This window comes from Vibrio sp. B172a, from assembly GCF_030248355.1.
GTDB classification, from domain to species: domain Bacteria; phylum Pseudomonadota; class Gammaproteobacteria; order Enterobacterales; family Vibrionaceae; genus Vibrio; species Vibrio owensii.
Window position 1 is genome coordinate 22,519 of sequence record NZ_JAHGAC010000037.1, and the last position, 10,068, is coordinate 32,586.

At 44.4% G+C, this 10,068-nt stretch carries 13 protein-coding genes and 1 pseudogene; 10 read left to right on the top strand and 4 right to left on the bottom strand.

The features are described from left to right. Window positions 1-25 precede the first annotated feature (25 nt). The 4 genes from KIT90_RS26490 to arsJ all read left to right on the top strand — a co-directional run bounded on the left by KIT90_RS26490 (window position 26) and on the right by arsJ (window position 3,372). Window positions 26-361 (top strand): metalloregulator ArsR/SmtB family transcription factor, encoded by a 336-nt coding sequence (locus tag KIT90_RS26490; protein ID WP_009705162.1) that lies wholly within the window; start codon window positions 26-28, stop codon window positions 359-361. Between the two features lie 27 nt (window positions 362-388). Further along, window positions 389-1,390: an ArsJ-associated glyceraldehyde-3-phosphate dehydrogenase gene (locus KIT90_RS26495; protein WP_285379551.1), complete on the top strand. Its 1,002-nt coding sequence runs from the start codon at window positions 389-391 to the stop codon at window positions 1,388-1,390. Window positions 1,391-1,401: 11 nt separating this feature from the next. Then, a complete protein-coding gene (locus KIT90_RS26500) occupies window positions 1,402-1,896 on the top strand; it encodes a cyclin-dependent kinase inhibitor 3 family protein (protein WP_038881516.1) in 495 nt (164 codons plus the stop codon). Window positions 1,897-2,154: 258 nt separating this feature from the next. After that, complete coding sequence (gene arsJ / locus KIT90_RS26505) at window positions 2,155-3,372, top strand: organoarsenical effux MFS transporter ArsJ (RefSeq protein WP_285379553.1); 1,218 nt, start codon at window positions 2,155-2,157, stop codon at window positions 3,370-3,372. 89 nt (window positions 3,373-3,461) lie between these two features. On the opposite strand, the gene KIT90_RS26510 is transcribed toward arsJ, so the two are convergent. Continuing rightward, window positions 3,462-3,842: a cystatin domain-containing protein gene (locus KIT90_RS26510; protein ID WP_038896757.1), complete on the bottom strand. Its 381-nt coding sequence runs from the start codon at window positions 3,840-3,842 to the stop codon at window positions 3,462-3,464. A 249-nt stretch (window positions 3,843-4,091) separates the two neighbouring features. Here KIT90_RS26510 and KIT90_RS26515 point away from each other — a divergent pair, with 249 nt between their 5' ends. Further along, a complete protein-coding gene (locus KIT90_RS26515; protein WP_020197733.1) occupies window positions 4,092-5,105 on the top strand; it encodes an acyltransferase in 1,014 nt (337 codons plus the stop codon). Between the two features lies 1 nt (window position 5,106). Here KIT90_RS26515 and KIT90_RS26520 read toward each other — a convergent pair whose 3' ends face one another. Next, window positions 5,107-5,436 (bottom strand): DUF2500 domain-containing protein, encoded by a 330-nt coding sequence (locus KIT90_RS26520; RefSeq protein ID WP_005438509.1) that lies wholly within the window; start codon window positions 5,434-5,436, stop codon window positions 5,107-5,109. A 240-nt stretch (window positions 5,437-5,676) separates the two neighbouring features. On the opposite strand from KIT90_RS26520, the gene KIT90_RS26525 reads away from it, so the two are divergent. The 4 genes from KIT90_RS26525 to KIT90_RS26540 all read left to right on the top strand — a co-directional run bounded on the left by KIT90_RS26525 (window position 5,677) and on the right by KIT90_RS26540 (window position 8,671). Continuing rightward, window positions 5,677-6,042, top strand: coding sequence for a hypothetical protein (locus tag KIT90_RS26525; protein WP_005430355.1), 366 nt, complete (start codon window positions 5,677-5,679; stop codon window positions 6,040-6,042). A gap of 1,020 nt (window positions 6,043-7,062) precedes the next feature. Continuing rightward, window positions 7,063-7,683: a lysoplasmalogenase gene (locus KIT90_RS26530; protein ID WP_020197731.1), complete on the top strand. Its 621-nt coding sequence runs from the start codon at window positions 7,063-7,065 to the stop codon at window positions 7,681-7,683. Window positions 7,684-7,752: 69 nt separating this feature from the next. After that, on the top strand, window positions 7,753-7,974 hold the full coding sequence (locus tag KIT90_RS26535) for a YecH family metal-binding protein (protein ID WP_005438506.1): 222 nt from the start codon (window positions 7,753-7,755) through the stop codon (window positions 7,972-7,974). A gap of 112 nt (window positions 7,975-8,086) precedes the next feature. Next, window positions 8,087-8,671: a YhgN family NAAT transporter gene (locus tag KIT90_RS26540; RefSeq protein ID WP_005438505.1), complete on the top strand. Its 585-nt coding sequence runs from the start codon at window positions 8,087-8,089 to the stop codon at window positions 8,669-8,671. A 57-nt stretch (window positions 8,672-8,728) separates the two neighbouring features. On the opposite strand, the gene KIT90_RS26545 is transcribed toward KIT90_RS26540, so the two are convergent. Further along, window positions 8,729-8,995: a DUF1145 domain-containing protein gene (locus KIT90_RS26545; protein ID WP_005438504.1), complete on the bottom strand. Its 267-nt coding sequence runs from the start codon at window positions 8,993-8,995 to the stop codon at window positions 8,729-8,731. 4 nt (window positions 8,996-8,999) lie between these two features. Then, window positions 9,000-9,620 (bottom strand): 16S rRNA (guanine(966)-N(2))-methyltransferase RsmD, encoded by a 621-nt coding sequence (gene rsmD, locus KIT90_RS26550; RefSeq protein ID WP_285379558.1) that lies wholly within the window; start codon window positions 9,618-9,620, stop codon window positions 9,000-9,002. A 223-nt stretch (window positions 9,621-9,843) separates the two neighbouring features. On the opposite strand from rsmD, the pseudogene KIT90_RS26555 reads away from it, so the two are divergent. Further along, a pseudogene (locus KIT90_RS26555) lies at window positions 9,844-10,068 on the top strand (signal recognition particle-docking protein FtsY); the annotation flags it as partial.

Here is a 10,068-nt window from a genome sequence, read left to right on the forward strand (position 1 = left end):
CATATCCATATATAGGTATGTAAGTATGCTTCCACATCAGTTCTTCAAACTTCTTTCCGACGAGACTCGTGTGCGTTGCTTAATGCTGGTGGTTCGTGAAGGGGAAACCTGTGTTGGTGATTTAGCCCATGCGCTACAAGAAAGCCAACCAAAGATTTCTCGCCATCTGGCTCAGCTAAGATCAAATGGTATTTTAGTTGATAAACGCCAGGGGCAATGGGTGTACTACGAGCTGTCAGATCAATTACCGGGATGGATGCAAAAATTGATTGATGACTTGGTGGCCTCGAACTGCTTAAAGCAAGAGTACCAAGACGATATTTCACGTTTGCAAGACAAAGCTCGTGCAGCGTGCTGTTAACCAGCGAAAGCTTAAAGGTAGAAGATTATGACGATTAAAGTAGGTATTAACGGTTTCGGTCGAATTGGTCGTTTGGCATTACGCGCAGCGTTTGATTGGCCAGAGCTAGAGTTCGTACACATCAACGATGTAGCGGGTGATGCAGCGACGCTTGGCCACTTACTTGAGTTCGATTCAGTTCAAGGTCGTTGGAACCATGCAGTGCAAGTTGAAGGCACAGACATGGTGATCAACGGTAAGCGCATCACGACTTCACAAGAGCGTGATATCGATGCGGTGAACTGGGGTCAATGTGATGTTGTGATTGAAGCAACGGGCGTTCATCGCAAAACCTCATTCCTAAACAAATACCTAGAACAAGGCGTAAAACGTGTTGTTGTTAGCGCACCAGTAAAAGAAGACGGCGTAGCTAACATCGTCGTGGGTGTGAACGACCACATCTTCGACCCAGCGCAGCACCGCATCGTAACCGCAGCGTCTTGTACAACGAACTGTATTGCACCAGTAGTGAAAGTGATTCACGAGAAACTGGGCATTGAACAATCGTCATTCACAACGATTCACGATTTAACTAACACACAAACGATTCTGGATGCGCCGCACAAAGACCTACGTCGTGCACGTGCATGTGGCATGAGCCTAATCCCAACCACAACGGGCAGTGCAAAAGCGATTGTTGAAATCTTCCCAGAGTTGAAAGACAAGATTAACGGTCACGCGGTTCGTGTTCCTCTAGCAAACGCCTCACTTACTGACATCATTTTTGATGTGAAACGTGACACCACGGTTGAAGAGGTTAACGAACTACTGAAAGAAGCTTCTGAAGGCGAGCTAAAAGGCATTCTTGGCTTTGAAGAGCGTCCATTGGTTTCTATCGATTACAAAGGCGACCAACGTTCAACGATAGTTGATGCGCAATCAACCATGGTTGTGGGCTCTCGTATGGTGAAGATTTACGCTTGGTACGATAACGAAATGGGTTACGCGACGCGTACTGCAGAATTGGTTCGTAACGTTGGTATGGCATAAGGAGTTTTAAGATGTCTCATCCTACATGGCAATTAGATTTAGAAACGGGCGCTTTGGTACTGACTCCATGTCCTGGTACCAAAGGTGTTGAACTGCAAGCTTCGCTAGAGCAACTAAAAGCGCAAGGCGTAGAAGCGATTGTTACTGCCCTTGATAATGCTGAACTAGCAGCAAAAGACGTGTCTGCGTTGGGTGAATTGACTCAACAATTGGGCATGAAATGGTTCCAAATTGAGATTGAAGATGACTGTGCTCCGGGCGAAGAGTTCGCTGCAAAATGGTCGCAAGCGAGTCCTGAACTGCACGCGATTCTAGCTCAAGGTGGCAAGGTTGCAATGCACTGTATGGGTGGCTCTGGTCGCACAGGTTTGTTCGCTGCGCACCTACTGCTAGAGAAAGATTGGGCGCTAGAAGACATCGTACGTGAAGTGCAAGCGCTGCGTCCTGGTGCTTTCACAAAGCCAGTACAAGTTGAGTACATCGAGCGTGTGGCTCAAAACGCTTGATCAGCTTATCGGGCTTTTGGAACATCATGATCTAAAAGCTCTCTTTATGCCGTAATGGCTTACCAATTTATGTGATTCTTGTTTATTGGTTTTGTATTTAAATTATTGTTTATTAATGAATAATATTTAAATTCCTCATCAGTTCTTGTTTCACAATTTAGCGCCAGTACTGAGATGGCTCAATGCTGGTGTTCAGGTCATAGAGCATTTGGAACATCATGATCTAAATGCTCTAAACGCTGTACATCTGAGGTCGTTATGATTTCAAAACTAAGTAAAAGTATCCGTCAGTATATGCTGGTGACGTTCAACTATTGGAACTTCACTGTGACGGATGGTGCACTCCGTATGCTGGTGGTGCTTTACTTCCATGACTTAGGCTACTCAAGCTTAGCCATTGCTTCGCTGTTCCTTTTCTATGAATTTTTTGGCGTAGTGACCAACTTGGTTGGTGGCTGGCTAGGTGCTCGACTTGGTTTGAACAAAACCATGAACGTCGGCTTAGGGATGCAGATTTTTGCCTTGCTGATGCTGGCAGTGCCCAATGCTTGGTTGACCATTCCTTGGGTAATGGCGGCGCAGGCAATTTCAGGTATTGCCAAAGACTTAAATAAGATGAGTGCCAAGAGCGCGATCAAAACTTTGGTGCCAGACGAGCAGCAAGGTGCACTTTATAAGTGGGTTGCGATCTTAACGGGCTCGAAGAATGCGCTGAAAGGTGCGGGTTTCTTTGTTGGTGGTTTGTTGCTGTCGGCGTTTGGTTTCCAAACTTCGATGGTCATCATGGCAAGTGTGCTGGCTGTTGTGTTTGTATGCAGCTTGATCTGGCTAGAAGCGGATATGGGTAAGGCGAAGAGCAAACCTAAGTTCCGTCAAATTTTCTCTAAGTTAGAATCGGTGAACATTCTTTCCGCTGCACGTATGTTCCTATTTGGCGCTCGTGATGTGTGGTTTGTTGTTGCACTCCCGATTTATCTTGGCAGCGTGTTTGGTTGGGATCACTTGATGGTGGGTGGCTTCCTTGCGGCTTGGGTGATTGCTTACGGATTCGTTCAAGGTTTTGCGCCTCGTATTACTGGCAAAGCACAAGGTCGAGTGCCAGATGGCAGCGCGGCATTAATTTGGGCAGGTATTCTTGCCGTCATCACTGGTGCGATTGCTTATGGCGTGCAAATCGGTTGGCAACCAGAGCTTGTTATTGTGGTGGGCTTGATGATTTTCGGCGCTGTGTTCGCAGTGAACTCATCTCTGCACTCTTACCTGATCGTTAGTTATGCGAAAGGCGATGGAGTATCACTGGATGTTGGCTTCTACTATATGGCGAATGCGATGGGACGTTTGATCGGTACGGTTCTGTCTGGTTGGATTTACCAAGAAGCGGGTCTAGCGGCATGTCTGTGGGTGTCATTTGCTTTCTTAGCGCTAACAACGCTAATTTCTATCAAGCTACCAAAAGCCAAAGTGGCTACGGCTTAAATCGGTTTACGAGTTAGAAATAAAAAATGGCTCCATATTGGGAGCCATTTTGTTTTTACGATTCAGTATCGCAAATCAGCAAGTCTTGCTTATGGGCAAAGACGACCTTGTTGTGCAGGTTGCGTCATTTCCATATCACCTTTCAGTGAGCGGTAAACGATGGTGTTCCATACTTCACCATTGTCCATTTCGAATTCAATGGCGTAGTTAAGACCATTCACCACTTGAGTTCGTACGCTTAAGATCTCTTTTAGCTTAGCCGCGGTATTCATCTGACCAAGTACAAAGTCGAGTGCTTGCTGAGCTTCAGGTGTTACTTCACCTTGTGACCAGCCGCCAGCAAGGTTTTCAGCGCTGCAGATAGGGTTCGCTTCCGGTTGCGATTGTGTTGGTGCCACGGTCTCTTCCTTTTGATTACATCCAGCTAAAGCCACTACACAAACCAGTGACGCTAATAATGTTTTCTTCATAAAGACCTCTCTTAATAATCTGTCCAGCATCCTAATGGAATAAAACGGTTAAATCTGTTTCATATCCGAGAAAGCTTAGGGGGCTGATCCTATTTGTACAATAGGATTTATCGCTAACCATTGTGCAAATCAATGATATTGGTGCGTCATCGCTGAGTTAAAAATAAGCAAAAACAGATTGTTAACTATTTCACTGGATGAAAATTACCCTATGCTATAGACGTAAAGCCAATCAAAGTAGGTAAGGGTATGAGAGAAAGGGTTCTGTTTTTCGACTTATTACGTTGTGTCGCTGCGGTCGCGGTGATTGCCATTCATGTGTTAGCGCCATATCGTAATGAGTTGGGAGTGATTCCATTTGACCAATGGTTGACAGCGGTAGGCGTAAACAGTGTGACTCGCTGGGCGGTGCCCGTATTCATTTTGATCACTGGTGCGCTGATGCTCAGTGATACGCGTCCTTTTGATGCCAAGTACTACGTTAAACGGCGTTTGGGTAAAGTGTTGGTGCCTTTCTTAGTTTGGTCGATGTTCTACGCCTATCTATCTGGTTGGACAGCGCAAGGTTTTGATTTCGAGACCGTCAAAGAAGTCGTTGGTAATAGCCCACATCATGCGACTTACTACCACCTTGGATTCTTCTACTACTTTATCCCGCTCTATTTTGTTATTCCGTTATTCCAATGGGTGGTCCGCAATTGCGATGATAACGTTCTCTATGCGTATCTTGCTGTTTGGCTGCTGACCAGCACTTTGTTCCTATTTAAGATTGATGGTCCTTGGAGCAATCAATACTGGCTTTACATGGGGTATTTGCCGCTCGGCTATGTGCTATTTAAAAAGATGCCTCTCAGTCGCTCTACCGTTTCGATCTTTACTGGCTTAGGGTTAGTCGCTTTGGCCGTGACTTTCACCATGGTGGTGACCAACAGTTTGGAATTGGACAAGTACACCGTAGGGCGCTGGTTCTCTTACAAAACATTGAATGTGATTTTAGCGGCATCAATGATCTTTATGTTATGTCGCTACTTCGGTGAAGGTTTGGCACCGAAGACACAAAAAGTAGTGAGCTTTATTAGTCAGCACAGCTTAGGGATTTATTTGTTACATCCAATCTTTTTGTGGCCGATGAAAGCGTTTGGTTGGTATGAAGGTCACCCTGCGTGGGTGATTCCGGTGTGGATTGTTTTGAGTGGTGCAGGAGCCTTGGGGATGAGCTATCTATTCTCGAAATCCGCCAAGACTCGTTGGCTGTTGCCGTAGGTTAGCGTTTTAGGGCGAAGTGTAAAAACTTGTCGCCACGGTAGGTCAGTGTGCCTTTATCACCAGGATTCAGCGCGTGGTAATAGTGCACACCGATTTGGAATTCGCGCTTAGGGCCAATAGCGCCACGTTGAACGTAGATCCAATATTCTTGGTCGTCTTGACCTAACTCGGCATCCGGAACTTCTATGGCTTGCTTGTCTAAGATGGTCACTTGCGCGCTTTGTTCTGGCGCGTCTTCACCAAAGTAATGTTTGCTATAGAAGCGGAAAAATGCCCATGCACCGAGTGCGATCAGGGCGAACAGAGCCAAAATAAGTGAGATTGGCATGATAACCTCCAATGTTTCATTGGTGCCTATTTTACAGAACTCCCTGATTAAACTATGAGTTGAGATAAATTATTCGTGATCTAGTAAAAGTGTCGTAGATTTTATTCGGCGCACTTCACATTTTATATGCGTGCAAGAGCACAATTTAAAAGGAAATTTGCACCTAACCGCTCGAAAAAGCTCTAAATTTATAGAAGAATGAAATGACGGACAAAGGAAAGGTCAGTAAGGAGGGTTACGATGTCAGATATTGAGAAAGTAGTCATGCGTACCCGAACGATCGAAAAACTTCTGCGCACGCAATACCATGCAGAAGGGAAAGGGCTACATCAATTGATCACTAGCTGCGAGGAGCGCTTACCACATGATGTGGTAGCAAAGCTGCGTTTTATCGCAACAGTGCGGAATAAGGTTGTTCACGAAGAGGATTATAAACTGGACGATCGAAAAGGCTTTTTAGCGGCATGTGATGCATGCGAAAAAGAGCTTACACCGAGAAGTTCACGCTTTATTTGGCGAGCGGCGATTTTGTTAATGGCCTTGATAACGCTTGCTGCGCTCGGCTTTTACTACATGCATTGGGACATTCTAGTTAAGCATTTGTAGACAGTAAAATTTGAATAATAAAAAAGGGACGCGAAAGCGTCCCTTTTTTATTGGAAACAGTAACTTAGTACATCATTGGCAGTGTCATTAAACCAACAACCACTGCAATCATTACCAGCCCTTGTTTTTGAGAAGAAGAAATCATAACACTACCCCTAAAATCATTGATGAACTCGATGTAAATAATATAGCACTGTTTTTGAGCTTTGATCAACTTCAAAGCGGAAAAGTTTTCAAAACTCGCACTTAACTTAAGTGTTTTTACCCTGAATTGACTAATAAAACTGTGTTTTTTGTGCTGTTCTTTAAGTGTTCGACTTGTTGTTTTTATCTTCTTTTGTCTTTTAAGTATATGATTTTTATATGTTAAATATGAGTAATCTTATGATGAAATAGTGTTTCTTGTGTCAGTGGGGAGGTTGGTTGGCTATTTTTACTGAATTTCTCAAAAGTTGAGAAAATTAGCTTTTATGCTAATGAGGCTCACATTTATGGACGTCCATCTTGTTCGCTTTTTCCTATTCAATGAGAAAATCTCAGCACCAAAAGGGTTTAGCTTTAATCCACAATAGCTAAGGTTAGGTTTTTATTGTTTTTCTGGATTATGCTTTGTTATATCAGGTAGTTAAGTGTGATTGTTTGAATTTTTACTCTACACAATTGTTGAGCCAATAGTTGTTTATCTTGTTATGGGACGGTGTTTTTACCTTTCTGAGTGGTCAGAGGTGGTGGATCTAGCTTTTGTGTCGGTTATTTGCTCATAACGGTTGTATGGCGAACAGATTGGCGGTTTGTTTTTCAATTTCTGAAGGTTAGGTCTTTTGATGAAATTATCCATAACATTCAAAGTCAGATAGTTGGGCTCAATAATTGTGAGAAAAACGATAATCACTAATTGAGTAAGATCCGTTTACAAAACGTCGTGATTCGCTATCGAGATCCAACTTTCACTGATTGTGTCTTTACATCAAGATTGGTCTACCTAGACTAGCGGCGAGATTACGTGAAAGGTGTATCGGCATGTGGAGTTGGTTAGCGATAGGGCTATCAGGAGTATATTCCGTGTTGGGGGCAAAGCAGGCCAATCCGACACAGTCTCTGGCATTTAAAATCTTTACTCTGCTATTGCTGCTGGTTCTGGCACTCACGGAGGGGGCTTCGGCACCTCACACCTACTGGATTGCTGGTGGCTTATTGGTTTCAATGTTCGCCGATACCCTCCATTCGTTTAAATCTCGAAAACCTCTCTATTTTGCTGGTTATCTACTGGCGCAAATCTGTTACAGCAAATCGTTCTGGGTTCAGCTCAATGGTGACATCGTTTGGTGGCTATTAGCTTTGCTTCTTGCAGCGAGTATCGTCGCCTTCTTCTTGTTACTCCCTCAACTAGATTCCATGGTTTTTCCTGTCGTTATCATGGGTATCATGTTGGTTCAGTTAGCCTGGGCAGCAGGAGAGGTATGGTTACAAGTGCCGAGCTTTGCCAATGCTCTCGGCTTTAGCGGCACTCTAGTCATGATTTATTCCGCCTTAGCCTATGCGATACATGGATATCGTAAACCGATGAAGCGAGCGTATGTTTGGGTAAGTGGCAGTTACTTCTTGGCTCATGCACTTATTGTTGCCTCTATCATTTACTAACTTAGGTCAAAGTCAGCGGCTACGTTTTGAGTAAACTGGGTGGATTCCATTTAATGACTGGAGTCGATAATGACTGAAATTCATGCTCACAACTTACTGAACCTACTTCGTGAAACCCCTATGAATCGTGATGAGCTGGCGGCTCACTTTGGTAGTGAAGTGCGTTTTCATACCTGCAAGCTGAATGATCTAGACTTAGATGCATTGCTAGAGTTTTTACTAAAGCGTGAAAAAGTACGCGAACTGGAAGGTAAGTTTGTCGTCAATATGGCGCGTGTTTGTAATCACTAAGCGGCGGCTAACCCATCATTAATGAAGGCGATACATTCATTTCGCCTTCAACCATATATTCACTCAATCACTTTGTTATACTGGCCGCCAATTTTTCCGTCGAGGTCAGAACATGGACATTCTTTCTGCAGCGACCATGCTGTTTCTTATTATGGATCCGCTCGGTAACTTGCCGATTGTGCTCTCCATTCTTAAACACCTTGATGCGAAGCGTCGCCGAAAAGTATTGATCCGAGAGTTGCTGTTCGCCTTGATGATTTTGATGCTGTTCTTGTTCGCAGGACAAAGCATCATGAGCTTCCTTCATGTTCAGCCTGAGACCTTGAGTATTTCTGGCGGTATCATCCTGTTTATCATCGCGATTAAGATGATTTTCCCAAGCGCAGGCAGCATTACTGGGCTTGCTGCGGGTGAAGAACCGTTTATTGTGCCGATGGCGATTCCGATGATTGCGGGGCCGTCTGTGATTGCCGCGTTGCTTTTGCTTTCCTCTCAACACCCAGACAAAATTATGGAGCTTTCCGCCGCGGTGTTGATTGCGTGGGGGGCGACGTTCTTTATCTTGATGTTCTACAGTTTCTTCCACCGTATTTTGGGTGAGCGTGGCTTAAAAGCCGTCGAGCGTTTGATGGGCTTGCTGTTGGTCATGATTTCTACCCAAATGTTCCTTGATGGTGTGAAAAGCTACCTAGGCTAGCGCCAAACAAATACAAAAAAGCCGCTCTTGTGAGCGGCTTTTGTTTATCTGAGGCTTTTACATCATATGCTTGCGGCGAATGTCGAGCAGAGCAAAGATGCCAAAAATCAAAATCGAATACTTTTCCCATGCGCTCATCTTAATCTTGTCACCAAATGCACCAATAAAGATGGCCATTTGCAGACCGTGCATGATGAATAAGAAAGCGGTCATTATGTACAACGCAATCGCCGCTTTACCAGGGAATGGCATAAAGAAGTTGAGGATTAACACGAACCATACGAAGGCGATGGCCGCTTTAGCCAGTATCAATAGTGCTTTCATTTAACTATCCTTTTAAATCGAGGCGTGAAGCTGGTGAACGTTCGTATAAACGATAACTCACTTGGCCTGCCGTTTTTTCGCGGTGCAAGCGCCAGCTTTCTGGCAGCCCAGCAATGCTTAGCTCTTTTTCCGTTTCAATATAAATCATCGCATCTTCAGCAAGCCAGCCGTTTTGCTCCAGCAAGGTCACGGTTTCATCCAATAATCCTTTGCGGAACGGCGGATCGATGAATACTACGTGGTGCGGTGTCCCCGGTTGCTTCAAAAAGCTGATAGCGTCGGTGTTCACAACGTGAATGTTATTGGCATTCAAAGAGGACACATTTTTTTGCAGTTGCTGAAATGCTTGTGGGTTTAGCTCAATCATAGTCACAAGTTCGGCTTGGCGAGAAGCGGATTCGAAGCCAAGGCCACCAGAGCCAGCGAACAAATCAAGACACTTCGCTTGTGGGACATCTTGAGCCAACCAGTTAAACAGGGTTTCTTTTACGCGATCCGTGGTTGGGCGTAAGCCTTCTGCATCATGAACAGGGAGCTTTCTGCCTCTCCATAAGCCACTAATAATGCGCACAAAGCCTGTTGTTGGCTTTTTTTGTGATGAGTTTTGCTGGCGACGTCTTACCATAGATTTTTTGACCGCTAATAAAGTGATACTATATCCAATCGCCCAAGCTTTGAGCTTGGATACAGCCCAGAATATTCAAGATGACAGAGTGTAACACTAATAAGATTAGATTCACCTAATTGGAAAGTTTTCATAACTTTGTCATTCGCCTTTTCAGTAAAGATAATAATCTTGTCAGAAAAGAGTCATTAATAGATAAGAAGACAATCTAGGATAGCCCCAGATGACGGAAAAAAAGAAGCGCGGATTACTTTCGTGGCTAGGTTTTGGTGATGAAGAGCAAAGCCAAAAACCGACAACTGAAGAATCAGTAAAAGAAGAAGCAGTGGAAGCACCTGCCGCCGAGCAACAACCAACAGAAGACGTTGCCGAGCAAGCAGAAGAAAAAACAACGGTTGAACAAGAACCAGAGAATGTTGAGGCTGTCCTAGCAGAAGCAGAAGCAGAA

Bases quoted from the DNA above. Each gene is read 5' to 3' on its own strand.
- KIT90_RS26530 (WP_020197731.1), top strand. From the start codon at position 7,063: ATGTGGAGTTGGTTAGCGATAGGGCTATCAGGAGTATATTCCGTGTTG.
- KIT90_RS26540 (WP_005438505.1), top strand. From the start codon at position 8,087: ATGGACATTCTTTCTGCAGCGACCATGCTGTTTCTTATTATGGATCCG.
- KIT90_RS26510 (WP_038896757.1), bottom strand. From the start codon at position 3,842: ATGAAGAAAACATTATTAGCGTCACTGGTTTGTGTAGTGGCTTTAGCT.
- KIT90_RS26515 (WP_020197733.1), top strand. From the start codon at position 4,092: ATGAGAGAAAGGGTTCTGTTTTTCGACTTATTACGTTGTGTCGCTGCG.
- KIT90_RS26545 (WP_005438504.1), bottom strand. From the start codon at position 8,995: ATGAAAGCACTATTGATACTGGCTAAAGCGGCCATCGCCTTCGTATGG.
- arsJ (WP_285379553.1), top strand. From the start codon at position 2,155: ATGATTTCAAAACTAAGTAAAAGTATCCGTCAGTATATGCTGGTGACG.
- rsmD (WP_285379558.1), bottom strand. From the start codon at position 9,620: ATGGTAAGACGTCGCCAGCAAAACTCATCACAAAAAAAGCCAACAACA.
- KIT90_RS26490 (WP_009705162.1), top strand. From the start codon at position 26: ATGCTTCCACATCAGTTCTTCAAACTTCTTTCCGACGAGACTCGTGTG.
- KIT90_RS26520 (WP_005438509.1), bottom strand. From the start codon at position 5,436: ATGCCAATCTCACTTATTTTGGCTCTGTTCGCCCTGATCGCACTCGGT.
- KIT90_RS26535 (WP_005438506.1), top strand. From the start codon at position 7,753: ATGACTGAAATTCATGCTCACAACTTACTGAACCTACTTCGTGAAACC.
- KIT90_RS26500 (WP_038881516.1), top strand. From the start codon at position 1,402: ATGTCTCATCCTACATGGCAATTAGATTTAGAAACGGGCGCTTTGGTA.
- KIT90_RS26495 (WP_285379551.1), top strand. From the start codon at position 389: ATGACGATTAAAGTAGGTATTAACGGTTTCGGTCGAATTGGTCGTTTG.
- KIT90_RS26525 (WP_005430355.1), top strand. From the start codon at position 5,677: ATGTCAGATATTGAGAAAGTAGTCATGCGTACCCGAACGATCGAAAAA.